This window comes from Streptomyces sp. NPDC001920 (assembly GCF_053594495.1).
Window position 1 is genome coordinate 211,129 of the sequence record NZ_JBSFEP010000005.1, and the last position, 24,648, is coordinate 235,776.

At 72.1% G+C, this 24,648-nt stretch carries 22 protein-coding genes and 1 pseudogene; 11 read left to right on the top strand and 12 right to left on the bottom strand.

All coding sequences use genetic code 11. The features are described from left to right. Positions 1 to 2: 2 nt before the first annotated feature. Positions 3 to 380, bottom strand: a complete 378-nt coding sequence (locus tag ACWCPI_RS10510; protein ID WP_451037745.1) for a hypothetical protein — start codon at positions 378 to 380, stop codon at positions 3 to 5. A 127-nt stretch (positions 381 to 507) separates the two neighbouring features. After that, entirely contained in the window at positions 508 to 1,380 is an 873-nt protein-coding gene (locus ACWCPI_RS10515; RefSeq protein ID WP_451037746.1) for a hypothetical protein, read from the bottom strand. Positions 1,381 to 1,657: 277 nt separating this feature from the next. Between ACWCPI_RS10515 and ACWCPI_RS10520 the strand changes: the two genes are divergently transcribed. Then, positions 1,658 to 3,739 carry a SpoIIE family protein phosphatase gene (locus tag ACWCPI_RS10520; protein WP_451037747.1) on the top strand — a complete coding sequence of 694 codons (2,082 nt, stop codon included), beginning with the start codon at positions 1,658 to 1,660 and terminating at the stop codon, positions 3,737 to 3,739. A gap of 199 nt (positions 3,740 to 3,938) precedes the next feature. Here the strand turns inward: ACWCPI_RS10520 and ACWCPI_RS10525 are convergent, their stop codons facing one another. Next, entirely contained in the window at positions 3,939 to 4,766 is an 828-nt protein-coding gene (locus tag ACWCPI_RS10525) for a putative protein N(5)-glutamine methyltransferase (RefSeq protein WP_451037748.1), read from the bottom strand. A 346-nt stretch (positions 4,767 to 5,112) separates the two neighbouring features. Here ACWCPI_RS10525 and ACWCPI_RS10530 point away from each other — a divergent pair, with 346 nt between their 5' ends. From ACWCPI_RS10530 to ACWCPI_RS10555, 6 genes are all read left to right on the top strand, one after another. Next, complete coding sequence (locus ACWCPI_RS10530) at positions 5,113 to 5,751, top strand: sulfite oxidase-like oxidoreductase (RefSeq protein WP_451037749.1); 639 nt, start codon at positions 5,113 to 5,115, stop codon at positions 5,749 to 5,751. Positions 5,752 to 5,761: 10 nt separating this feature from the next. Continuing rightward, positions 5,762 to 6,544, top strand: a complete 783-nt coding sequence (locus ACWCPI_RS10535; protein ID WP_451037750.1) for a ferredoxin reductase — start codon at positions 5,762 to 5,764, stop codon at positions 6,542 to 6,544. Between the two features lie 84 nt (positions 6,545 to 6,628). Continuing rightward, positions 6,629 to 7,213: an Rv1733c family protein gene (locus tag ACWCPI_RS10540; RefSeq protein ID WP_451037926.1), complete on the top strand. Its 585-nt coding sequence runs from the start codon at positions 6,629 to 6,631 to the stop codon at positions 7,211 to 7,213. Between the two features lie 301 nt (positions 7,214 to 7,514). Continuing rightward, complete coding sequence (locus ACWCPI_RS10545; protein ID WP_451037751.1) at positions 7,515 to 8,483, top strand: acetylxylan esterase; 969 nt, start codon at positions 7,515 to 7,517, stop codon at positions 8,481 to 8,483. 142 nt (positions 8,484 to 8,625) lie between these two features. Next, complete coding sequence (locus ACWCPI_RS10550) at positions 8,626 to 9,792, top strand: serine hydrolase domain-containing protein (protein ID WP_451037752.1); 1,167 nt, start codon at positions 8,626 to 8,628, stop codon at positions 9,790 to 9,792. 129 nt (positions 9,793 to 9,921) lie between these two features. Then, on the top strand, positions 9,922 to 10,665 hold the full coding sequence (locus tag ACWCPI_RS10555) for a GntR family transcriptional regulator (RefSeq protein WP_451037753.1): 744 nt from the start codon (positions 9,922 to 9,924) through the stop codon (positions 10,663 to 10,665). Positions 10,666 to 10,674: 9 nt separating this feature from the next. Here the strand turns inward: ACWCPI_RS10555 and ACWCPI_RS10560 are convergent, their stop codons facing one another. Both ACWCPI_RS10560 and ACWCPI_RS10565 read right to left on the bottom strand, forming a co-directional pair. Then, positions 10,675 to 11,406 (bottom strand): class I SAM-dependent methyltransferase, encoded by a 732-nt coding sequence (locus tag ACWCPI_RS10560; protein ID WP_451037754.1) that lies wholly within the window; start codon positions 11,404 to 11,406, stop codon positions 10,675 to 10,677. 5 nt (positions 11,407 to 11,411) lie between these two features. Then, positions 11,412 to 11,969 (bottom strand): PadR family transcriptional regulator, encoded by a 558-nt coding sequence (locus ACWCPI_RS10565; protein WP_451037755.1) that lies wholly within the window; start codon positions 11,967 to 11,969, stop codon positions 11,412 to 11,414. Between the two features lie 70 nt (positions 11,970 to 12,039). Here ACWCPI_RS10565 and ACWCPI_RS10570 point away from each other — a divergent pair, with 70 nt between their 5' ends. The 4 genes and pseudogenes from ACWCPI_RS10570 to ACWCPI_RS10585 all read left to right on the top strand — a co-directional run. Then, positions 12,040 to 12,438, top strand: coding sequence for a nuclear transport factor 2 family protein (locus ACWCPI_RS10570; RefSeq protein WP_451037756.1), 399 nt, complete (start codon positions 12,040 to 12,042; stop codon positions 12,436 to 12,438). 71 nt (positions 12,439 to 12,509) lie between these two features. Next, positions 12,510 to 13,337 (top strand): class I SAM-dependent methyltransferase, encoded by an 828-nt coding sequence (locus tag ACWCPI_RS10575; RefSeq protein WP_451037757.1) that lies wholly within the window; start codon positions 12,510 to 12,512, stop codon positions 13,335 to 13,337. A 247-nt stretch (positions 13,338 to 13,584) separates the two neighbouring features. After that, positions 13,585 to 14,721: a transcription termination factor Rho gene (rho, locus tag ACWCPI_RS10580; RefSeq protein ID WP_451037758.1), complete on the top strand. Its 1,137-nt coding sequence runs from the start codon at positions 13,585 to 13,587 to the stop codon at positions 14,719 to 14,721. A 92-nt stretch (positions 14,722 to 14,813) separates the two neighbouring features. Continuing rightward, positions 14,814 to 15,647: pseudogene (locus ACWCPI_RS10585) on the top strand (D-alanyl-D-alanine carboxypeptidase family protein); the annotation flags it as partial. Positions 15,648 to 15,733: 86 nt separating this feature from the next. On the opposite strand, the gene ACWCPI_RS10590 reads toward ACWCPI_RS10585, so the two are convergent. From ACWCPI_RS10590 to ACWCPI_RS10620, 7 genes are all read right to left on the bottom strand, one after another. Beyond that, on the bottom strand, positions 15,734 to 17,104 hold the full coding sequence (locus ACWCPI_RS10590; protein ID WP_451037759.1) for a glycosyltransferase 87 family protein: 1,371 nt from the start codon (positions 17,102 to 17,104) through the stop codon (positions 15,734 to 15,736). Further along, positions 17,101 to 18,495: a polyprenol phosphomannose-dependent alpha 1,6 mannosyltransferase MptB gene (gene mptB / locus ACWCPI_RS10595; protein ID WP_451037760.1), complete on the bottom strand. Its 1,395-nt coding sequence runs from the start codon at positions 18,493 to 18,495 to the stop codon at positions 17,101 to 17,103. Before mptB ends, ACWCPI_RS10590 begins: the two co-directional genes overlap by 4 nt. Positions 18,496 to 18,707: 212 nt before the next feature. Further along, positions 18,708 to 19,649, bottom strand: a complete 942-nt coding sequence (locus ACWCPI_RS10600; RefSeq protein WP_388795533.1) for a glutaminase — start codon at positions 19,647 to 19,649, stop codon at positions 18,708 to 18,710. A gap of 46 nt (positions 19,650 to 19,695) precedes the next feature. Then, positions 19,696 to 21,108 carry an aspartate ammonia-lyase gene (gene aspA, locus ACWCPI_RS10605; protein WP_451037761.1) on the bottom strand — a complete coding sequence of 471 codons (1,413 nt, stop codon included), beginning with the start codon at positions 21,106 to 21,108 and terminating at the stop codon, positions 19,696 to 19,698. 164 nt (positions 21,109 to 21,272) lie between these two features. Then, positions 21,273 to 22,289 carry an asparaginase gene (locus ACWCPI_RS10610; RefSeq protein ID WP_451037762.1) on the bottom strand — a complete coding sequence of 339 codons (1,017 nt, stop codon included), beginning with the start codon at positions 22,287 to 22,289 and terminating at the stop codon, positions 21,273 to 21,275. A 47-nt stretch (positions 22,290 to 22,336) separates the two neighbouring features. Further along, positions 22,337 to 23,776 carry an amino acid permease gene (locus ACWCPI_RS10615; RefSeq protein WP_451037763.1) on the bottom strand — a complete coding sequence of 480 codons (1,440 nt, stop codon included), beginning with the start codon at positions 23,774 to 23,776 and terminating at the stop codon, positions 22,337 to 22,339. Further along, positions 23,773 to 24,450, bottom strand: a complete 678-nt coding sequence (locus ACWCPI_RS10620; protein WP_451037927.1) for a FadR/GntR family transcriptional regulator — start codon at positions 24,448 to 24,450, stop codon at positions 23,773 to 23,775. Before ACWCPI_RS10620 ends, ACWCPI_RS10615 begins: the two co-directional genes overlap by 4 nt. Positions 24,451 to 24,648: the final 198 nt, after the last annotated feature.

Below are 24,648 nucleotides of genomic sequence, written 5' to 3' on the forward strand. Positions count from 1 at the left end.
GCTCAGGCCCCGGGACGGCTCTCCAGCACCACGTGCAGCTCCCGCTCCTGGTCGCCCGACGCCGATGTGAGGTCGTGCACCGTGAACAGGGAGTCCAGCGTCGTGCGCAGCCGCTCGATGGCCCAGTAGCCGCCCTGCGCGTCGGCCTCGACGGACGACGAGAGCCGGGCAGGGGGCGGGCACTCCTGCGCGTCCGTGACCTCGAACGTGCCGAGCCACACCATGGGCCGGGTCTCATGGAGCTGCTGCGGCACGTCCTCGGGCTTCCGGTCGGACTCGAAGCAGGTGCACAACGCGTCGAACACGATCCGGGCGTCCTCCTTGCTGCACCCGCTGATCTCGACGGAGACGGGTTCCTCGTGCAGTCGTTCACGGTCCATCGTGATCGCTCCTCTCGTGGCCGCACCGCGGTACCACGGGTTGCCCGCGAAACGGACCCCAACCCAAGAAAAGCACCCCGGAGGGCCCCGCACTACCGGCGGAACAGTGCCGTCCGGCCGCTCGGCGTCAGCTCCGGGTGAAGCGGTACGTCTTGCTGTCGGTCAGCACGCAGAAGCCGGGCGAGAGCACGATCACGCGCAGGGTGCCGGTACGGCGGTCGTAGTCGATGCCCTCCGTCTCGAACCGTCCGGAGCAGGAGCTGCGCAGCGGCAGCTGGCGCAGCGCCGTGACACGGCCGGTCACGTCGGTGGCACCCGGCTCCGCGGAGAGGTCGATCCGCAGCAGCGGCTGGGTCATGCCGAAGAGGGTGCCCGCGGGGTCGTCGGAGGAGCACAGCAGGGCCGTGCCGGTGAGGAAGTCGCAGCCCTGGACGTCGCGCACGGCGCGGTCGAGCCGGATGGTGGACGACCAGGGCAGATTCGCCGAGGGCGAGGTGTCGGGGTGCACGCCCGGTGTCGGATGGACCAGCAGGCGGGTCATGGTGCCCCACTCGCCCGAGACCATCCACCGGCCGCCGGGCGTGACGGCGACGAAGGAGTTGTTCAGCGCCTCCCCGGGGCCGAGCGTGTGGACGTACTCCGACCAGGTCCCGTCCGGCGCCTGCACCCGGAACATCTTCGCGCCGCCCGAGTCGGCCTGGTACGGCTCGATGTAGTGGCCGTCGTAGGAGGCGTCCGGGTCACCCACATGGTTCCAGCCGCGGCCGGAGACCGAGAGGGGGATGGTGCCGATGCCGGTGTAGCGGTTGGCGCTGTTCGCGGGCACCTCCACGGAGGCGAGACCCTGGCTCTCGGTCAGCGGGTCGGCTCGGTCGGAGCCCACCTCCGTCCAGGTCTCGGCGGCCCGCGCGGGCGCCGCGGTGGCCAGAGCGGCCGCGGACGCGAGGGCGAGGAGGCCGGTGAGGGCGGTGTGACAACGTTGCCGGGCACGCAGGGGCATGGAGTGACTCCTCGGGGGAGGTGGGGGCGTGTCGGTCGGGCGACAGTCTGACGGGACAGCACAGTCATGTACAGGCCAACCAGACGGAAACCCGTGCTGTCATGTCGGCCACGGACACGTGCCCGCACGGCGACTTCGGCGGACGTTCCTCCTCGTGTTGAGAGATGGTGGAGGAGGACGAGCGAGGGGGGCCCGGAGACGGTTGAGCGCGGTACAACAAGGGGAGTCGGCACGGGGGAACGGCGTGCCGCGACAAAGGGTGAAGGCGGTGCGTGGGATGGCTGCAGCCGAACGCCCCGTGCCCGACGATGACGAGCGGGTGCGCGGGCCGGTGGGTCCGAGCGGGCTGCTCGACGTCCTGGGCGTGGCCTCGGTGGTGCTGGACACCGACGGGCGCATCGTGCTGTGGAGCCCTCAGGCCGAGGAGCTGTTCGGATATCCGGCGCAGGAGGCGCTCGGCCAGTACGCCGCCCGGATCATGGTCCACGAGCAGTACCTGGATCTGGTCGTCAAGCTGTTCGCCGACGTCATGGAGACCGGTGAGGGCTGGGCCGGGGCCTTCCCGATCCGGCGCAAGGACGGCAGCACCCGCCTGGTGGAGTTCCGCAACATGCGGCTCCTGGACGACCAGGGGGACGTCTACGCACTGGGCCTGTGCGCCGACCAGGCGACGGTCCGCCAGGTGGAGCGGGACGTGGCGCTGTCCACGCGGACCATCGCGCAGGCTCCGGTCGGACTGGCCGTCCTGGACACCGAACTGCGGTACGTCTCGGTCAATCCCGCGCTGTCCCGGCTGAACGGGATCCCCGCCGAGGACCACGTCGGCCGTACGCCGCGTGAGCTGCTGCCGGACTCCGAGGCCGCCGCGGCCTTCGAGGAGGGCCTGCGCGAGGTGCTGCGGACCGGTGACCCGCTCGTCAACCAGCGCATCGTGGGCCGCACGCCGGCCGACCCCGACGAGCAGCACTTCTTCTCCATCTCGCTGTACCGCCTGGAGGACACGGCGGGGACGGTGCTCGGCGCGGCCGGCATCGCCGTGGACGTCACCGAGCAGCACCAGGCCGCCGTCGAGGCCGAGACGGCACGGCGGCGCCTGGCTCTCATCGCCGACGCCTCCGCGCGGATCGGCACCACGCTGGACCTGGACCGGACGGCGCGCGAACTGGCCGACGTGGCCGTGCCGGAACTCGCCGACGTGGCGGCCGTCGACCTGCTGGAAGCCGTGGTCGAGGGCAGAGCCAGCAGCCTGCAGCCCTCGGACCCGGCCGTGATCCGCGCCCTGGCCGTACGGGCCGGCCATGCCACGGAGGCCCTGAGCGCCGCCGACCCGCCCGGGCAGGTCGCCCGCTACGGCCCCGACCGCCTCGTCACCGAGTGCGTGCGCACCGGTGGGCCGGTCATGATCACCCACGTCGCGGACGAGGACCTGCCCCGCATCGCCCGCTCCCCCGAGGCCGCCGTGCAGCTGGGCCGTGCGGGGGTGCACTCGTACCTGGCGGTGCCGTTGATCGCGCGCGGCGAGGTGCTCGGCGCCCTCGACCTCAAGCGCACCCGCAATCCGCTGCCGTTCAGCGAGGACGACCTGCTGCTCGCCCGTGAACTGGCCGCCCGCGCGGCGGTGCAGATCGACAACGCCCGCTGGTACCAGAACGCCCGCGACACCGCGCTCACCCTCCAGCGCAGCCTGCTGCCCAGCCATCCGCCGGTGACGGGCGGCCTGGAGGTGGCCTCCCGCTACCAGCCCGCCGGGGCCGCCGCCGAGGTGGGCGGGGACTGGTTCGACGTGATCCCGCTGGAGGACGGCAAGACCGCGCTGGTCGTGGGCGATGTGATGGGCAGCGGCATCGACGCCGCCACGACCATGGGCCGCCTGCGCACCGCGACGCACACCCTGGCCTCCCTCGACCTGGAACCGACCCGCCTCCTGGAACACCTCGACAAGATCACCGAGAACCTCGACCACTCCATCGCCACCTGCGTCTACGCCGTCCACGACCCGCGGCTGCGGCAGTGCCGGATCGCCAACGCCGGCCATCTGCCACCGGTCCGCGTCCGTCCCGGACGTCCCCCCGAGCTCCTCGAACTGCCCACGGGGGCACCCCTGGGCGTCGGCGGCGTCGCCTTCTCCACGACGACCGTCGATCTGGAGCCCGGCGACCGGCTGGTGTTGTACACGGACGGCCTCGTCGAGACCCGTCAGCACCCGCTCGACGAACGTCTCGACGCGCTCCTGGAGCTGCTCGACGGCCCCGCCCGCCCCCTGGAGGAGTGCTGCGACCTCCTCCTGCGCACCCTGCACCGGCCCGACAACTCCGATGACGTCGCGCTGCTCATCGCCCGCGTGCTGACGCCGAGTTGACGGCCGGGCCGGAGCCGTCGGGGACGGGGAGTCGACGGCCGGGCCGGAGCCGTCGGGGACAGGGCGCCCGGTCGCGTCCGTCCCGGTGGCGGAGCCCCGGCACCTCGCCCCACGGTCCATGTGAACGGTGATCCGCCCCTCGGACGATCCGTCGAAGGGCGCCGCGGCCCCCTGATCCGATCCTGTACGTTCCCGCGGATCAGTCCGCCGTCGACGGAGCCTGGCGGAAGCCGATCACGACATGCGCGTGCAGTTCGTCGCAGAAGGCCAGGCGAGCGGAGAGTCCACTGCTGGTGAAGGCCTCCAGAGCCGTCCGCGCCTGGCGTTCGCTCGTCTCGACCAGGAGACAGCCGCCCGGTGCCAGCCATCGGGGTGCCTCGGTGGCGACCCGGCGCAGGACATCCAGCCCGTCCGGACCGCCGTCCAGGGCGACGTGCGGCTCGTGGTCGCGCGCCTCCGGCGGCAGCAGGGCGACCTCACCGGTGGGAACGTACGGCACGTTCGCCGTGAGGAGGCCCACCCGGCCGCGCAGGCCGTCGGGAAGCGCCCCGAACAGATCGCCCTCGTGGACCTGACCGCCGAACGCGGTCACATTGCGGCGGGCGCAGCGCACCGCCGCCGGGTCGATGTCCGCGGAGTGCAGCTCGACCGGGCCGACCGCGGCGGCCAGCGCGGCGCCGACCGCGCCGGAGCCGCAGCACAGGTCGACGACGACGGACGCCCCGGACGCGTGCGCGAGTGCCTGCTCCACCAGGAACTCGGTACGGCGGCGGGGCACGAAGACGCCTGGTTCCACCGTGATGCGCAGCCCACGGAACTCGGCCCAGCCGAGGACCAGTTCGAGGGGCAGGCCGGTGACACGGCGGTCCACCATGGCGGCCAGTTCGTCCGGGGTGCGGGCGGCGGCCAGGATCAGCCGGGCCTCGTCCTCGGCGAACACACAACCGGCGGCGCGAAGTGCGCGCACGACGGCGTCAGGTGGCAGCGGCGAGGGGGACGCGGGCGAGGAAGCGGAGAGAGAGGGCATGGAAGCCGAGAGCCTTTCGGAAGCCGAAGGGTGCTCTCGCGGTCGCCTAGTGGCGGTGGTCCGCGCCGATACGGAGGGAGAGCACCCGACCTGACACAGCGGTAATGGGTCTCACCTCCTGGATTCGGCACGCCCGGGACCGTCCCGGACGGACGGCCACCCTACCCCAACGATCACGCAGCGCTCTTGTGCGTCGACGAAGCGATACGCGTCGACGAAGCGATGCGGCGGCACCCACCGGCCCCCGGTCGGTCCGTTCGCGGGCACGCGTACGGTTGTACGGACAGGTACAGATCACACGCGACCCGCGGGCCGTCAGCGACGGCGGTCTGGAGGCACCACCCGCATGAACGTCACCCGAGGCTTCACCGGCCGCCCACGCGCCCTGCCCCGCCGCGAAGACGGCGTGGGAGGCGCCCCGGCCCCCGCGCTGCCACCCGGTCAGTACGACGCGGGTGACGACTGGCCCGTTCTGTCCGCGGAGGTCACACCCGGGCTGACGCCCGCCGAGTGGTCCTTCCGCATCGACGGGCTCGTGGCACAGCCGCGCGGCTGGACCTGGGAGGAGGCGCACGAACTGCCGGCTTCGGTGTACGAGGGCGACATCCACTGTGTGACGAGCTGGTCCAAGTTCGGTGTCCGCTTCACAGGCGTCTCGCTGGACGCCTTCCTCGACGTTGTCCGCCCCCATGTGTCGGCCACCCACGCCGTCGCCTATTCGCACACGGGGTACACCACCAACCTGCCGCTCGCCGACCTGACCGGCGGGCGGGCGTGGATCGCCTGGGAGTACGACGGGAAGCCGCTCGCCCCCGAGCACGGCGGCCCGGCGAGGCTGCTGGTCCCGCACCTGTACTTCTGGAAGAGCGCGAAGTGGATCGCGGGCCTGCGGCTCCTCGACCACGACGAGCCGGGGTTCTGGGAGCAGAACGGCTACCACGCCCGCGGCAACCCCTGGGAGGAGCAGCGGTATTCCGGTGACTGAGGTGTTCGACGTGACTGAGCCGGCCGACTCGGCCGGGTCGGCCGAAAGGTTCACTCCCCCGACGCGGTTCGCCGTGCCCGGGAGGATCGCCGTGAGCGACCAGGCCGCGGCGGTGTGGCAGATCGCCACGATCGCCGGGATCCGGCGCGAGACCGCGCGGGCCACCACCTTCCGTCTCGCGGTGCCCGGCTGGACGGGCCATCTGCCGGGTCAGCACCTGCTGCTGCGGCTGACCGCCGAGGACGGTTATGTGGCCCAGCGCCACTATTCGATCGCGTCCGCGCCGGACGAGTCAGGCCACATCGAGCTGACCCTCGACCATGTGGAGGGCGGTGAGGTGTCGGGCTGGTTCCACACGGTGGCGGAGGTGGGTGACACGGTCGAGGTGCGCGGCCCGGTCAGCGGCTTCTTCGCCTGGCCCGGCGACCGGCCGGCGCTGCTGGTCGGCGCCGGCTCCGGTGTCGTGCCGCTGATGTCGATGGTGCGGCACCACCGGGCACGCGGCCTGGACGTACCGCTGCGGTTGCTGGTGTCGGCGCGCGGTCCCGAGGAGCTGATCTACGCGAGCGAGTACGGCGCGGAGACGACGCCCGTCTTCACGCGGAACGCACCGGACGGTGTGCCGGTGGGACGTATCGCCGCGGCACATGTGGCGCCCCTCCTGGCCGAGCGGCCACCGGGTGGGTGGGAGGCATATGTGTGCGGCTCCAACGGGTTCGCGGAGCACGCCTCGCGGCTGCTGGTGGCGGCAGGTCAGCCCGTGGACCGCATCCGGATCGAGCGCTTCGGCTGACCGACGCCCGAAGGGGCGGGCGCCAACGCGTGTCCGTGCGGGCTCGTCATGAACGATGTCTCCCGTACGGGGTACCTGACCGCCATGCGAAGCCGGGTGCGTGGGTGGCGTTGGCGACGCGGTCCGCTGCGACGCCGGTCCGATGTCGTCGAGTCGTGGGTGATGCCGGCGGTGGCCGTGCTGTTGTTCGTCGGTGCGCCCCTGGTCGGGCTGGCGACCGCCGTCTGGGCCCATGACGAGGCCCGGCACATGGTCCGGGAGCAGCGGGCCGACCGCCGTTCCGTGCGGGCGGAGGTCGTCGGCAAGGCGTCCGGCACGCTCCCCGTGGCGGAGAGCGGACGGCACCCGGCAGCCAAGGTGACGGTCCGTTGGACGGAACCGGGCGAGGCTCCCCGTACGGCCGCGGTCCGTGTCCCGGCCGGGACACGGACCGGTGAGACCGTCGACGTGTGGCTCGACTCCCGGGGCCGGACGGTCGGCCCGCCGCCGGGCGGCGCGGCGGTCTGGCAGAACACCGTCATCATCGGCGTCTGCGCCACGGGCGGTGCCATCGCCGCGATCCTGGCCGGCCACGGTGTCGTGCGACGTGCCGCGATGCGTCGTCGTCTGGACGAATGGGAACGGGCGTGGGCCCGCACGGAGCCGCAGTGGACGGGCCGCCGGGCGTGACCCTCCGGCCCCGCGGCAGCCGTGCTCGCAGAACTTGTTCGCGTTTGCTCCGGCGTTCATGTCCCTGGACCGGTGACCAGACCTCCGATGACGGCCGACCAGCCGCCCGGGATCTCAAGTCCGCCGCCCAGGACGGCCAGTTCAGCGCCCTGGCCAGCAATGGCGCATTCCAGACGGGTCCATGGACGGCGAAGGCCATGACTCCTTCGTGCGGGGTCTGCACGGCGAGCCCTGGCGAGACCTCCGACCTTCCGCGTACGGTGTGATCATCCGCAGTCACTCGAGGCAAAGGCGGTCCCAGATGGCTCTGTTCGACCTTCCGCTCGACGAACTGCGCGGCTACCGCAGCAGGTCCGTGGAGCCCGAGGGCTTCGACGCGTTCTGGTCCAAGACCCTCGACGAGGCCCGCGCGCATGAACTGGACGCCCGCTTCGTGCCGGTCGACGCAGGGCTGTCCACCGTGCAGGTGTACGACGTGACGTTCTCCGGGTTCGGCGGTCACCCGGTGAAGGGCTGGCTGCGGCTTCCCAGCGGGACCACAAAACCTTTGCCGCTGGTCGTGGAGTTCGTCGGCTACGGCGGTGGGCGGGGCCTTGCGCACGAGAACCTGCTGTGGGCTTCCACGGGCCGTGCGCACTTCATGATGGACACACGCGGTCAGGGCAGCGCGTGGGGCGCCGGCGGCGAGACCGCGGACCCGGTCGGGGCCGGACCCGCATACCCCGGGTTCATGACGCGGGGCGTGGACGCGCCCGAGAACTACTACTACCGCCGGGTGTTCACGGACGCCGTACGTGCCGTGGAGGCCGCCCGCTCGCATCCGCTGACCGACGCCTCGCGCACGGTCGTGACCGGGGCGAGTCAGGGCGGCGGGATCGCCCTCGCCGTCGGCGGTCTGGTCCCGGACCTCACGGCGGTCGCGCCGGACGTGCCGTTCCTGTGCGACTTCCCGCGTGCGACGACCGTCACGGACCGCAACCCGTACCGCGAGATCGCCCTCTACCTCAAGACGCACCGGGGCCGCGGCGAGGACGTCCTGCGCACCCTTTCGTACTTCGACGGCGTCCACTTCGCGTCCCGCGGCCGGGCGCCCGCCTTCTTCTCGGCGGCCCTGGAGGACCAGACGTGCCCGCCGTCCACGGTGTTCGCGGCCTACAACGCCTGGGCGCACCACGAGAAGGCCATCGAGGTGTACGAGTTCAACGACCACGAGGGCGGCGGCCCGTTCCACGAGGCGGCCAAGCTGGACTGGCTGCGCGCCCACGCCTGAGAGGTCCGGCGCCGGCCTGTGCGGGCGCGCCCGTTCGGCGCGTTCCGCACCTTCCACCTGGTCCGACCAGTCGGTACGTTCGGTGCGGCTCGGAGCGCGGTGGCGCGGCCCGGGTCTTTCCGGTGACGACGGAGGGCGGCCCATGGCGGAGCACGAGGCTCAGGTGCACGGTCACTGCGATCCGCGGTTCGCGGCCGTGCGGACGGCGTTCGAGGCGAACTTCCGGGAACGCGGGGAGCTGGGTGCGGCGGTCGCCGTCACGGTCGGCGGCCGGACGGTGGTCGACCTGTGGGGCGGGTGGGCCGACGGGGCGCGCGGCCGCCCCTGGGAGCGCCGCACGCTGGTCAACGTGTGGTCGACGTCGAAGGGACCGACGGCGTTGTGCGCGCACATCCTCGCCGACCGGGGACTGCTCGACCTGGACGCGCCGGTGGCCGCGTACTGGCCGGAGTTCGCCGCCGCCGGCAAGGAGCGCATCCTCGTACGGCATCTGCTGTCGCATCGCGCCGGCCTGTCCGGGCTGCGCGAGCCGCATTCCCTTCAGCAGCTGTTCGACTGGGAGTTGACGACGCAGCGGCTGGCGGCGATGGAACCGTGGTGGACGCCGGACAGGGGGTCCGGCTACCACGCGTTCACGTTCGGCTTCCTGGTCGGGGAGGTGGTGAGGCGGGTGTCGGGACTGCTGCCGGGGGCCTTCCTGGAGCGGGAGGTGACCCGGCCGCTCGGGATCGACTTCGGGATCGGGCTGCCGCCGAAGGAGGCCGCGCGGGCGGCCGAGCTGGTGCAACCGCCGGTCGGCGCGACCGGTGGACAGGCGGCGGTCTTCGGCCGGTTGACGCCGGTCGCACTGGCCGCGCTGGCCAACCCCGCCGTGGGGGCCGCGCAGGCCAATTCGCCCGAGTGGCGGGCCGCGGAGATACCCGCGGCCAACGGGCACGGCACGGCGCGCGCGGTCGCCGCCCTGTACGAGATCTTCGCGGGCGGCGGGACCTTCGACGGCCTCCGGATCCTCTCCGGAGAGGCGGCCGAGCGGGTGCGCGAGGGGCAGGGCAGCTGCCGCGACCTGGTCCTCGGAGCCGGGTTCGAGCACGAGACCGAGATCGGGCTCGGCCTGTGGCTCAGCGGGCCGAACGGCTCGTACGGCCCCAACCCGCGGGCTTTCGGACACGACGGATTCGGCGGCTCCTGTGGCCTGGCGGATCCGGACGCCGGCGTGTCGCTGGGCTACGTGATGAACCGCATGGGCCCTCATATCGCCGACGACCCGCGGAAGACGGCGCTGATCGACGCCCTGTACAGCGCTCTGTGACGACCGGTCGACGCGGACCGTTTCGGCCGAAGTGACAGACCACCCTTCCTTGTTGGTTTAGACCAATGCTAGACCTGGTGGCGCAACGAACCCGCACGACTACCACACGTCACCAACAGGAGGCGCGGCATGGCCCGCACCACCCCGCACGACCGCCCGCTCGCCGAAGCTCAGCCGCTGTACGGGAGGATCGCCACCCAGCTGCTCGGCGAGCTGCGCGACGGAAGCATTCCACCCGGTGAACGGCTGCCGGGGGAACGGCAGTTGGCGGAGCACTTCGGCGTCAGCAGGGAGACCGTACGGCAGGCGCTGGAGGTGCTGCGCCGCAGCGGCCTGGTCGCCACCGACCGGCGGGGCAGCCATGCCACCCTGCCCGGCCTGCCGGTCGAGACGCCGACGTCCCTCACCTTCCCGGTCGGCGCCCGCACGTCGCCGCCGGGTGCGGCGGACCGGGCCACGGTCGCCTGGGAGACTCCCCCGCGCGAGCACGCCGAGGCGCTGGGGCTCGCCCCGCACCGGCCGACCCTGGTGCACCGCTACGAGTCCGCGGGTGCCGACGGGCACGGCCGGCGCACCGCCGTGACGTCGTTCTCCGCCGTCGCGCTCGCCGAGGTGGCGGAGTTGGGCCGCTACCGCGGCCGCGCCGACGGCACCGGGGCGGCCCAACTGCGGCGCGCCTACGACTGGATGCGCAGGGCGGGTCTCACCCTGCATCACCGCGACGCCATCACCCGGCTCCCCGGCGCACCCTCGGTGCGGGTCACCCGGCGCGTGCACGACCAGTACGCCCGCCCGCTGGAGATCACCGATCTCGTCGTGGACGCCCAGCGGGACGCCCTGGTCTACGAGTTCACCCTGCCCGCGGCGGGGTGAGCGCCGACTTCAGCAGGCCCCCGGGCGTCGTGCCACCACCATCCGTACGTGCGGGCTCCCGTCGTGCCGCCTGCCGAATTCGGTCAGCGCCCGCAGCTCCACCCGGAAGCCGGCGCGCTCCAGTTCACCCCGTACTTCCCCGAGCCGGAAGGCGCGGTAGTACATGACGAACGGCGGCCGCCACACGGCGTTGCGCACCCGCATCGCCGCGTCGAAGCCCAGCAGCATCCAGTAGGCCGGGGACGAGGGGCGGGGCGGGGCCACGACGGGGAAGACGAAGCGTCCCCCCGGCCGCAGAACGGAGTGGACCTGGGCGAACAGCCCCGGCAGCTCCCGCGGCAGGAAGTGGCCGAACGCCCCGAAACTCACCACGAGGTCGAAGGCGGGTGCGAACGGCAGGGCACGCGCGTCCGCACGGACCCAGGCGAGACGTGGCTCCTGCCCCCGCACCCGCCGCCGGGCGACCTGAAGCATCCCGGCGCTGAAGTCGACGCCGGTGACGCTCCGCCGGCAGACCTCGGCCAGCACCTCCACGCCCGCGCCCGTGCCGCAGCACAGGTCGAGGCCGTCGTCGTACGGACCGGTGCGGGCGAGCGCGGAGGTGACGGCGGAGAGCACCGAGTCGGGTGTACGGAACGGGGTGTGGTCGAACTTCGGGGCGAGCAGGTCGTATCCGCGCTCGACGGACGACAGCGCCTGGACGACGAGCTCGCGCAAGGAGGGGCCCTGCGGACCGAACATCCCCCTCACCCCGCGGCCACGCGCTGCTTCAGCACGGTCAGGACACGCTCGCACCAGCGCAGGTTCTCCTCCTCGAAGGAGATGCCGCGCAGCAGCGTCAGATAGGGCCCGACGCGGGCGGACTCGCGCAGGTACCGCTCCTCGGTCCGCCCGTCCAGGAGGCGGTCGCGGACGCGTTCGTACCGGTCGAGTTTGGCGCGCGCCCATGCCCTGCGTTCCTCGATCAGGGCGCGGGTGGCCTCGGGGTCCTCCATGGCCTGGAGCTTGATCAGGAGCTCGTCGCGGACGGCGGTGGGCCGCCGGGGCGGCTCGGCCGCGTAGGCCCCCAGGTCAGCCCGGCCGGCCTCGGTGAGCGTGAACATCCGCTTGTTGGGGCGCCGTTCCTGCCGCACGACGCGGGCCGCCACGAGACCGTCGCCCTCCAAGCGCTCCAGCTCCCGGTAGAGCTGCTGCGGAGTCGCGGGCCAGAAGTTGGCGAACGAGACGTCGAAGACCTTGGACAGTTCGTAGCCCGAGGCCTCGCCGTCGAGGAGCGCGGCGAGAACGGCGTACTTGAGGGACATGTGGACACGGTAACAGCAGGTGATTATTGTCATCCGCACCTACTCAACTAATTGACTATGGGGTGATCCGATGCGCGCGTTCCGCGAGGCGGTCGAGGCGGGCGACGCCGACGCCATGGAGGCTCTGCTGGCCGAGGACGTCGTCTTCACCAGCCCGGTCGTGTTCAAGCCGTACGCCGGCAAGGCGATGACGGCGGCCATCCTGCGCGGTGTCGTGCGGGTCTTCGAGGACTTCCGCTACGTACGCGAGATCAACGACACGGGCGGCCGCGATCACGCGCTGGTCTTCACCGCGCGGGTCGGCGACCGGGAGATCACCGGCTGCGACTTCCTCCGGCTGAACGCGGACGGCCTGATCGAGGAGTTCATGGTCATGGTCCGTCCGCTGTCCGGCGCGCAGGCGCTGGCCGAGGCCATGGGGGCGCGGTTCGACCAGATCCTCAAGGAGGCCGAGGCACGGTCGGCGTAGCGCCGCCGACAGGACGGGTCTGTCCGGAATCTCTGCCGCGGCGCTGCCCGCGTGCGCGGTTGGATGTCCTCATGACCAGCGACGAGCACGCCCGGATGATGTCGGCCAACCAGGCGAACTGGGACGCCCGCACCCCCGTCCACCTCGCCAGCCGCTTCTACGGCCTCGACGAGGACCTCGATCCCGGCCGCTGGTTCGCCTCCTTCGAGTGGGACGACCTCGGTGAGCTGGCGGGCCGGGACGTGCTCCATCTGCAGTGCCACCTCGGCACCGAGACGATCGCCTTCGCCCAGCGCGGGGCCCGTGCCGTCGGGCTGGACTTCTCCGCGGCCTCGGTGGCCGCCGCGCGCGGCATCGCCGAGAAGGCCGGGCTCGACGTCGGCTACGTACAGGCCGATGTGTACGACGCGGTGCAGGCCCTGGGCGGCCGGCAGTTCGACGTCGTGTACACCGGCAAGGGCGCGCTGTGCTATCTGCCGGACCTGGAGCGGTGGGCGGGCGTGGTCGCCCGACTGCTGCGCCCCGGTGGCCGGTTGTACGTCGTCGAGTTCCATCCGCTGCTCAACTCGCTCGGCCCGAAGCCCGCCCCCGGCGAGGGCCCCGAACTGCTGCTGCGCCACGACTACCTGGGCGGCCGCGGTGCGGTCCACCGGGACGCCACGCACACCTACACCGACGGGCCGGCCGTCGAGGGCGCCACGGACAGCTTCGAGTGGATGCACGGAACAGGCGAGGTCGTGAACGCGTTGGTGAGTGCGGGCCTCACCATCCGGCGACTCACCGAGAGCGACGAGCTCCCCTGGCCGCGCTGGCCGCAGATGGTCCGCCGGCCGTCCGGCTGGTGGCGGCTGCCGGAACCGCGCATCCCGCTGCTCTACGCACTGCTCGCCACGCGCTGAACCCGCGTGGTACGGTCCTGACAGCACATGTGTACGCCCGACTGCGGGCGCCGGTGCCAGTTCCTCCTCAGTTCGCCGGTCGGTGCACCGGCTTCTCGTCACCACCTCGTGATCAGCGGTTCCGCCCTCTCCGAGGTGCTGTTTTCCCGCCGCCCGAAGGCACCTTTCGTCCGCCTTCCCGATGTCCGCGGCACCCCCCTTCCTTCCGCATGTCCCATGCCTTGCGTCCGTGAAAGGACCGACCACCATGACCACCACACTCGAACGCCCCCCAGTCCGACAGCAGCCCGCAGCCCCCGCCCTCACCGGTGTGCTCGACATCGACGCGAGCGGGAAGGGGTACCTGCGCGCCGAGAACCTCCTGCCCTCCCCCTCCGACCCCCAGGTCCCGCCCGCGTTGATCCGCCGCCACGGCCTGCGCAAGGGCGATCTCGTCGACGGGGTGCGCGGCGACCGGCGCACCCTGACCGAGGTCGCCCGCGTCAACGGCCGCACGCCCGGGCGCAACCGGCCCGTCTTCGGCGAGCTGACGCCCCTTCACCCGCGGGAGCGGATCCGGCTCGAACACCCCGCGTCCGGTCCGGCAGGCCGGGTCACCGACCTCGTCGCCCCGGTGGGCAAGGGGCAGCGGGGTCTGATCGTGGCCCCGCCCAAGACCGGCAAGACCGTACTGCTCCAGCAGATCGCGGCGGCCGTCACCGGCAACCACCCGGAGTGCCGACTGATGGTGGTGCTCCTCGACGAGCGCCCCGAGGAGGTCACCGACATGCGGCGTTCGGTGCGGGGCGAGGTGTACGCCTCCACCTTCGACCGGGCGCCCAAGCAGCACATCGCGCTGGCCGAACTGGTCATCGAGCGGGCCAAGCGGCTCGTCGAGGCCGGTGCGGACGTCGTCATCCTGTTCGACTCCCTGACCCGGCTGTGCCGCGCGTACAACAACGCGGCCGGATCCGGCGGCCGTACCCTCAGCGGCGGTGTCGACGCTGCCGCGCTGCACGGGCCGAAGCGGTTCTTCGGCGCCGCGCGCTGCGCCGAGGAGGGCGGCTCGCTCACCATCCTCGCCACGGCACTCGTGGAGACCGGCTCCCGGGCCGACGACTTCTTCTTCGAGGAGCTCAAGAGCACCGGCAACATGGAGCTGCGCCTCAGCCGGGACCTCGCCTCCCGCCGCGTCTTCCCCGCCGTGGACATCACCGGCTCCGGGACCCGCCGCGAGGAACTGCTGCTCGATCCGGCCGAGTTGACGGCCGTGCGGGGGCTGCGCCGGGTGCTGCGGGGGCGGGACGGCCAGAGCGGCCTGGAGACCCTGCTGGAGCGCATGCGTGAGACGCCGGACAACGCCGCGTTCCTGCGGCGGATCCGGCCGACCCTGCCCGGTGACTGACCGCCGGCCGGCCCTCGCCCGTCCGGGTGCAGGCGCGCCGCGTGCGGCCCGGGCAGCGCGGTGTACGGCGGCGCACTTCCTACGTTGACGGTATGAAGATCGGTTTTAACTCCCGGGTCCTTGTGTCCACCTGGGCGCTGTGCGCGGCCGGCCTGCTGGCGCTCGCCCCCGCCGCCGCGGCCGCCCACGCCGGGCACGCCCCCGACGGCACCGGCGCACCGCGGGCGGCGACCCCCGAGCCCGCGCTGCTGTACCGGTCCGGCACCCTGGTGCGACCGCAGGGCGGGGCCCCCCGGGTCCCACGCGTCTCGGCGCTGTCCTGGCTGGTTGCCGACGCCGACACCGGCGAGGTCCTCGCCGCGCGCGAAGCGCACCGGCAGCTCCCGCCGGCCAGCACCCTCAAGGCGCTGTTCGCCCTGACCGTGCTGCCCGCTTTGCCCGGTGGCATCCGGCACCGGGTGAGCGAGGAGGAGCTGGCGGGGATCGGGCCCGGCAGCAGCCTGGTGGGGATCGCCGAGGGGCGGGTGTACCAGGTGGCCGATCTGTGGCGCGGGGTGTTCCTCAGCTCCGGCAACGACGCGGTGCGGGTACTGGCCGCTCTGAACGGCGGGTGGCGCTTCACGGCCGCACGCATGCAGGAGAAGGCCCGTGCGCTGGGTGCCCTGGACACGAAGGTGCTGTCGCCGGACGGCTACGACACCCCGGGCCAGGTCTCGTCGGCGTACGACCTGGCGGTGTTCGGCCGGGCGGGGCTGCGCAGAGCCGACTTCTCGCGGTACTGCGGCACCGCCCAGGCCTGGTTCCCCGGGCGTGACGGCTCACCGTACGAAATCCGCAACACCAACCGGCTGCTGACCGGAGCGAACGGCGTGGAGCGGTATCCGGGGCTGATCGGGGTCAAGAACGGCTACACCAGCAAGGCGGGCAGCACACTGATCGCCGCCGCCCGCCGGGGCGATCGCACCCTCGTCGTCACGGTGCTGAAGCCTCGGGCGGGCGGCGGGCTCGCGGTCTACGAGGAGGCCGGCGAGCTGCTCGACTGGGGGTTCGCCGCGGCGGGACGGGTGGAGCCGGTGGGGTCGCTCGACGCCTTGCGGGCCAGGCCGAGACCGGGACCGGTGCCGGAGCCCGCCTCGCAGGCGGCCGCACGTGGTGGAGCCGGCGGGGTGGCCAAAGCGGGCTGGGCGGAGGCCTGGGCGATCGCGGGCGCCGCCGGAATGGGAGCCGGCGCCACATCACTGGTGCTGCGCGGCAAGGGCGTCGAACGCGCCGAGCAGGACTGAGCGACCGGCAGGCGCAGCAGCAGGCCGAGGGTGATCCACACATAGATGTTGCTGCCGACGAAGCCGTCGGCCCCTGAGGCGTCGTCGAACCAGAGCCACACCACGCTGGTGCACAGCACGGCGTACAGGGCGCCCGCCACCCAGGGGCGCCCGGCGCGGACCAGGACGGCGAAGGACGGCAGCAGCCACACCAGGTGGTGGACCCAGGTGATCGGGCTGATCAGGCAGGCGGCAAGTCCGGTCAGGGCGAAGGCCGCCGTCCAGTCACCCGCCGCCACGGCCCGGCGGGTGCGCGCCGCCCAGACACCCAGGGCCACCAGGACCAGCGCCGCCCACCAGCCCCGGTCCATGACGCCGAGCCGGGCCAGGACACCCTGGAGCGACTGGTTGGAGACGTAGTCGAGACGGCCGACCCGGGTGGTGTCCCACATCGCGTGCGTCCAGTAGAAGCGGGACGCCTCGGGGACCGTCCAGGCCGCCAGTGCCGTCGCGGCGGTGGCGACGGCCGTCGCCACGGCGGCGGTTCGCCCTCGTCTCGCCACCAGCAGCAGGCCGATGAAGGCGGCGGGCGTCAGCTTGATCGCGGCCGCGAGGCCGATGCCCACCCCCGCCCAGCGGTGCCGTCCCGTGGTCAGGAGCCGGCAGTCGAGGAGCACGAGGGCCAGCAGCAGGATGTTCACCTGGCCGAAGCTGAAGGTGTCCCGGAGCGGTTCGAAGAGAGCCAGTGCGCAGACCGCGAGCGCGCAGCCGTACCACCCGTGGCGCCGCCACACCCTGTCCGCCAGTACGTACAGCACGAAGGCCAGGGCGGCCACGTCGAGCAGCAGCGCCACCGCGATCGCCGTGTGCAGCTCGACCAGAGCCATGGGCAGCATGACGACCGCGGCGAACGGCGGATAGGTGAAGCCGTACGTCGTGCCGGGCACCCGGTAGTCGTAGATACGGCCGCCGTGGTGGATCCAGCTGTCGACGGTGCCGTGGTAGACGCGCAGGTCGAACCAGTCGCGCAGCAGCGGCACGGTCGCGGTGAAGACGGTCACGGCGGCGGCGAGGACGACCAGCAGCGCGAGCCTGCGGCGGTCGGTGTGCGCGAGCCTCATGCCGTGCGCTCCGGCGCCGGGGCCTGCGCGGCCAGCTGGGCCTGCCACAGGACGGCCACGGCGAGGGCGCCCCCGGACAGGGCCAGGACCAGCTGGCCGGTGTCCGCCGGCCCACCGCTGGGCAGGACGGCGAGCGCGAGCAGGCCCGTCAGGGCCGCCACCCGGTGCCGTACCCACGTGCTGGGTGCAGCCGCGGCGATCAGGAACAGGCCCCACAGCGCGTACCAGGGGCGGATCGCCGGCCCGAAGGCCGCCACGGCCGCCAGGCTCAGGCCGAGCGCGTACACGGGGCTCGGTCGCCGCCGCCACCATATGAGCACCACGAGGACCGCCGTCAGCACCAGTCCGAAGGTGTGCCACGCCGGGACGGCCAGCGGTGCCAGATCGCTGCCCGCCTCGTCGAGCAGTGCGGCGGTGCCTCGGCCGAGCAGGCTGGTGAGCGCCCAGTTCTGCGAGGAGACCGGGGTGTCCAGGGCGCCTGTCCAGCCGTATCCCGTGCCCGCTGCGGCCGTTGCGGCGACCGTGGTGGCGGCGGATGCGGCCGCCGTGGTCAGCACGGCCTTCGCCGGGCGGTGGCCGGCCCGTATCCGTAGCGCCACCACCGCGGCGATCCCCAGCGCGGCGGGAGCCTTGACCAGGGCGGCGAGGGTGACGAGTACGGCGCCCAGGACGGGCCACCGGCCGAGGGCCGCGACCAGGCCGGCGCCGAGCAGGCCGAGCATGACGGCGTCGTTGTGGGCGCCCGCGACCAGGTGCAGCAGCACGAGCGGGTTCAGGGCGCCCAGCCACAGCGCGGCGGCCGGGTCGGCGCCGCTGTGCCGGGCGAGGCGCGGCAGCACGGCCGCCATCAGCGCCACCCCGAGGAGCGCCACCGCACGCATCCCGAGGAGCCCGGCGGGCAGTTCTCCCCTGGTCAGGCCGGACAGTGCGGAGGCGAGGCCGAGGAAGACCGGGCCGTAGGGGGCCGGCGTCTGCCGCCACAGCGGGGCGACCTCGTCCGCGAGGGGGCCGCCGAGGTGGGAGGGGCCGTACACGTACACGTCGATGCGGGCGTCCACCATCGCCCCCTGGGCCAGGTAGCTGTAGACGTCCCGGCTGAACAGGGGCGGTGCGATCAGCAGCGGGGCGGCCCAGACCGCCAGCACCAGCAGCAAGGCGCGCGGGGTCGGCGGGTCGGCGCTGCGCACCAGCCGACCGAGCAGCAGCCAGGCCGCTATCAGCAGGACCAGTCCGAAGTACACGGCGACCAGGCCCAGGGCGGCGTGGGCCGAGTCGGGGGCGAGTAGTTCCCGGACCGGCAGCGCGCCGGACGTCTCACCGCCCAGGGCGAGGAAGGCGGTACCGGCCAGGCCGAGTACCTGGCAGCGGCGGAGATCGACGGGGAAAGCCATGGCCAACACTGGGTCAGCGTGTCGACGCCGGGTGGCCGGGAAGCGACGCCGGGACCTCGGGGCGGCGGCCTGTGCGTGACCGCCGTGTGAGCCGTCCGGGCCGGGGTCTTCGGTCGGCGATTCCCGCGCGAGAACATGGGGAGGATCTTCATCGACGATTCCGCATCCCGGGCAAGCGCATCACGCAACGGCGACAGCCCGCGCAGGGCCGTTCAGAAGACCGACAGGCCGGTGAGCGTCGTGAAGCGGTCGAGGGCCGCCACGCCGGCCACCGAATTGCCTCGCTCGTCCAGGCCGGGGCTCCACACGCACAGGGTGCAGCGGCCCGGTACGACGGCGATGATCCCGCCGCCGACGCCGCTCTTGCCGGGAAGCCCGACCCGGTAGGCGAAGTCGCCGGCCGCGTCGTACGTGCCGCAGGTCAGCATGATCGCGTTGACCTGCTTGGCCTGGCTGCGGGTGAGGAGCCGGGTGCCGTCGGCGCGTATGCCGTGACGGGCGAGGAAGGTGGTGGCCAGGGCGAGGTCGGCGCAGGACGCCGTGACGGAGCACTGGCGGAAGTACTGGTCGAGGAGGGCGGGGACGGGGTTGTCGATGTTGCCGTACGACGCCATGAAGTGGGCGAGGGCGGCGTTGCGGTCGCCGTGCGCCGACTCGGAGGCGGCGACGTCCTTGTCGAAGTCCAGGGCCGCGTTGCCGCTCTCGGCACGCAGGAAGGCCAGCAACTCGCCCGCCGCGTCGCCGGTACGGGTCTGGAGGCGGTCGGTGACGACGAGGGCGCCCGCGTTGATGAACGGGTTGCGCGGGATGCCGTTCTCGTACTCCAGCTGGACCAGGGAGTTGAAGGGGTTGCCGGAGGGCTCGCGGCCCACGTGCTCCCAGAGTTCGTCGCCCTCGCGGGCCAGGTCGAGCGCGAGGGTGAAGACCTTGGTGATGGACTGCGTGGAGAACGGCTCGCGCCAGTCCCCCACGCCGTACACCGTGCCGTCCAGCTCGGCGACGGCCATGCCGAAGCTGCGGGGGTCGCGGGCCGCGAGTGCCGGGATGTAGTCGGCGGGCCGGCCTCGGCCGGGAGTCCGCCCCATCTCGTCCGCGATGCGCTCCAGGATCGGCTGGAAGGTCAGTGACGACGTCGACGCTGCCATGATCACCATTGTGCCTCCGTGCCGGTCCCGGTGCGCGTCCGCGGATGAGGGCCGGTCAGGCCGGGGCCCGGCCACTGCCCGCGAGGACCTCCGGGCGGAGCAGGTCGGCGAGGGTCTCGGCGGGCAACAGGCCCTTCTCCAGGACGAGTTCGGCCACACCCCGGCCGCTGACGAGAGCCTCCTTGGCGATGTCGGTCGCCGCCGTGTACCCGATGTGCGGGTTGAGGGCCGTGACCAGACCGATGGAGTTCTCCACCGACCGGCGCAGCGCCTCGGTGTTGGCGGTGATGCCGTCCACGCACCGCTCGGCCAGGGTCAGACAGGCCGCCCGCAGATGAGTGATCGACTCCGACAGGGAGTGCAGGATGACCGGCTCGAAGGCGTTGAGCTGCAACTGCCCGGCCTCGGCGGCCATGGTGATGGCCACGTCGTTGCCGATCACCTCGAAAGCGACCTGGTTGACGACCTCCGGGATCACCGGATTGACCTTGCCCGGCATGATCGACGAACCCGCCTGAACCGGCGGCAGATTGATCTCACCCAGACCCGCGCGCGGCCCCGACGACAACAGCCGCAGATCGTTGCAGCTCTTGGACAGCTTCACCGCGATCCGCTTGAGCACACCCGACATCTGCACGAACGCCCCGCAGTCCTGCGTCGCCTCGACCAGGTTGGCCGCGGTGACCAGCGGCAGCCCCGTGATCCCGGCGAGGTGCCGGCGCACGGACTCCGCATATCCGGCAGGCGCGTTCAGGCCGGTACCGATGGCCGTGGCACCCAGATTGATCTCATGGATCAACTCGACGGCCTCCGCCAGACGGGACCGGTCCTCCTCGATCATCACGGCATACGCGGAGAACTCCTGCCCCAGCGTCATCGGCACCGCGTCCTGCAACTGCGTACGGCCCATCTTCAGCACATCACGGAACTCCACCGCCTTGCGCGCGAAGGAGTCCTGCAGCACGGCCATCGCCCTCAGCAGCTCCCGCACCGCGAACACCGTCGCGACCTTCACAGCCGTCGGATACACGTCGTTCGTCGACTGACCGAGGTTGACGTCCTCGTTCGGGTGCAGATACCCGTACTCGCCCTTGGCATGACCCAGCAGCTCCAACGCCCGGTTCGCCACGACCTCGTTGGCGTTCATGTTGGTCGACGTCCCGGCACCGCCCTGGATGACATCGACCACGAACTGCTCGTGCAGCTTCCCGGAACGGATCTCCCGGCACGCGGCCACGATCGCCGCCGCCTTCTCGGGCGCCAGCAGCCCCAGCTCCTCATTGGCCAGAGCCGCCGCCTCCTTCACAGCCGCGAGGGCATCGATCAGATGCGGGTACGCGGAGATGGGCGTGCCGGTGATGGGGAAGTTCTCCGTGGCGCGCAGGGTGTGCACACCCCAGTAGGCGTCGGCGGGGACGTCACGGTCGCCGAGCAGATCGTGTTCGCTTCGGGTGACGACGACAGTCATGAGGGAACGGTTCCTCTTTCAAAGGAGTTGAGGGTGAGCGCCCCGACAGGGGCGCGGGGAACTGCGCGACCAGCCACAACCGGCCCGCAGCCGCCGAACGACAAATCCGCCCGGAGCACCAGGGCCTGTCGTTTGGATCATGTCGGCGTCGCAAACGACAGACCCTAGGCGCAAGCCGAGACCACGACCGGCTCCAACGATCGAACGGGCCGCACACTCCCGACCTCCCGGCCGCCTCCGAGAAGCGCCTCGCCCTGGAACTCGGTGAGCAACTCCGGGTCAACCCCGGCCCACGCAAGAGCCGCGGCGGCAACCGGCACACGCGCCCGATTGGCCCCGTCGGCAATCTTCACCGCCACGGCACGCCCGTCCGGCAGCGCGGCGACCTGCACGCCCTCGAACCCGTCCTTGGTGAGCAGCCCCGGCACGGCCCGCATGAGTGCGGCCACGTCCCGCCCGGAGCCGGACGCCATCTCGGCGTGCTCCCGCATCGCGTCGGCGACCCGCGCCTCGGGCGTTCCGGGCGCCGCCGTGGTGATGCGCGCGGCCGCCCGGGCGAGACCGTGCAGGGAGACGGAGAACAGCGGCGCCCCGCAGCCGTCGACGGTCACCCGCGCGATCCGCTGCCCGGTGAGGTCCTCGACGATCTCGGCGATCGCCTGCTGGAGGGGGTGCCCGGGGTCGAGGTAGTTCTCCAGGGGCCAGTCGTTGAGGGCGCAGGTGTACAGCATCGCCGCATGCTTGCCGGAGCAGTTCTGGGCGAGCCGGGAGGGCATGCGGCCCTCCCGTACCCAGCCGTCCCGCACGACCGGGTCGAACGGCATGTCGGGGACGTTGCGCAGGTGGTCCTCGGTGAGCCCGGCGAGTTCGAGGATGCGCCGGCTCCCGGCGAGGTGGCGTTCCTCGCCGGAGTGGCTGGCCGCGGCGAGCGAGAGCAGCTCGCCGTCGAGCGGGAGCCCGGCCCGCGCCATGGCGACGGCCTGGACGGGCTTGAGCGCCGAGCGCGGGTAGAAGGCGGCCTCGATGTCACCGAGCTGGAACCGTACGTCGCCGTCGGTGCCGAGGACGACGACGGAGCCGTAGTGGGTGCCTTCGATCATTCCGCCGCGTACGAGGTGGGCGACGGGGGCGTGGAGAGGTTCGCGGACAAGGGGTGCGTCCGCTGCGGAGCTGCTGTACATCACTGCCTGGTGGTGGGTCGATGAGGGGTCGTCGACCGACGCGGATGTCACGCGTCGGCCTTGCCGGCGGCGCGCCGGGCACGGCTGCGGATGCCGTACCAGCCCGCGACCAGCGCTGCGACGATCAGCGGCAGGCACAGCACGGTGGTGCGGCCGGCGCCTCCGTCGGCGTACATCAGGACCAGGACGGAGGCGAGGAAGGCCAGCGTCACGAGTTCGGTCCAGGGGGAGCCCGGCAGTCGGTAGCCGGGGCGGGTGAGCTCGCCCTTCTGGGTCTTCTGCCAGAAGAGCAGGTGGCAGAGCATGATCATGCCCCAGGTGGCGAGGATGCCGATCGCCGCGAAGTTCAGCACGATCTCGAACGCCTCGGCGGGGACGACGAAGTTGAGACCGACGCCGAGGACACAGATACCGCTGGTGAGCAGGATGCCGCCGTACGGGACCTGGCTGCGGCTCATCACCGAGGTGAACTTCGGTGCGGAGCCGGACATCGCCATGGAGCGCAGGATGCGGCCGGTGGAGTACAGGCCGGAGTTGAGCGAGGACATGGCCGCGGTGAGGACGACGAGGTTCATGATGCCGCCGGCCGCCGGGACACCGATGTTGGACAGCACGGTGACGAAGGGGCTCTCGCCCGCCTTGTACGACGACCAGGGCAGCAGCATCGAGAGCAGGATGACGGAGCCGACGTAGAAGAGGCCGACGCGCCACATGATCGAGTTGATCGCCTTCGGCATGATCTTCTCGGGGTTCTCGGTCTCGCCGGCGGCGACACCGACCAGCTCGACGGAGGCGTACGCGAAGACGACACCCTGGACGATCAGCAGCATGGGCAGCAGGCCGTTGGGAAAGACGCCGCCGTTGTCGGTGATCAGGGACGGGCCGGGGGTGTGGCCGTCCACGGGCTGCTGGGTGACCAGCAGGAAGATGCCGATCAGCATGAAGACGACGAGCGCGCCGACCTTGACGATGGCGAACCAGAACTCCAGTTCGCCGAAGATCTTCACCGAGATCAGGTTCACGGTGAGGACGACCGCGAGGGCTATGAGTGCGATCACCCACTGCGGGATGTCGGAGAACATGCCCCAGTAGTGCGTGTACGTGGCCACCGCGGTGATGTCGGCGATGCCGGTGGTGGCCCAGTTGAGGAAGTACATCCAGCCCGCGGTGTACGCGCCCTTCTCCCCCATGAACTCCCGGGCGTACGACACGAAGGCCCCGGAGGACGGGCGGTACAGGACGAGTTCGCCGAGGGCGCGGACCACGAGGAAGGCGAAGACGCCGCAGACCGCGTAGGCGATGAACAGGGACGGGCCGGCGTCGGCCAGGCGGCCGCCGGCGCCGAGGAACAGGCCGGTGCCGATGGCACCGCCGATGGCGATCATGTTGACGTGCCGGGACTTCAGCGACTTGCTGTAGCCGAGGTCTCCGGCGTCGACATGACCGGACGAGGGGCGCGTCTCTTCTTTGAGGTGCTGCTCGCTCACGCCTCGGGTCCACCTTCCGTGGGGATGTCCGTGCGCGCGGGGCGCACGATGTCGGTGAGGGTCGTCTCGACGCGGTCGAGGTGGTGCGCCATGGCGTCGGTCGCGTCGAGTTCGGAACCGTCGATCAGCGCCTCGACGATGGCCCGGTGCTCCCGGTTGGACTGTTCGCGGCGACCGCCCAGCTCGTTGAGGAAGGCCGACTGACGCGCCAGTGCGTCACGGATCTCCTCGATGACCCGGCGGAAGACCGGGTTCTGGGCGGCCTCGGCCACGGCCAGGTGGAAGAGGGTGTCCATCGCGACCCACGCGGTGGTGTCCGTCTCCCGCTCCATGCGGTCGAGCAGGTGAGCCAGGTGGTCCAGGTTCTCCGGGGTGCGGCGCAGCGCCGCGTACCCGGCGACCGGGATCTCGACGTGGCGGCGTACTTCCAGCAGATCGCTGGCCGCGTAGTCGCCGAAGGTGGGGTCCTCGACGGCGTTGGCCACGACGAAGGTTCCCTTGCCGGTCTTGGAGACCGTCAGGCCCATGGTCTGCAGGGCCCTGAGGGCCTCGCGCAGCACCGGGCGGCTGACCTCCAGGGTGCGGCAGAGCTCCGCCTCGGAGGGGAGCTTGTCGCCGATGGCGTACTCCCCGCGTTCGATCGCGCTGCGCAGGTGCGCCAGGACGGCTTCCATGGCGCTGACGCGTCGCGGCGGCTGTCCGGCTGTCCGGCTGTCTGACAGGTTCACGGGAGAGATACTCCGGGTGAGCCAGGCGTGGTGTCAAGGGAGTCCGGCGGAGAGATTCACCGGGGGTGACGCATGAAGGCGGACCTCACCCGCTCCCTGCTCAGCCGTGGAGGACGCCCGCATCCAGCAGCCCGGGCATCGGTA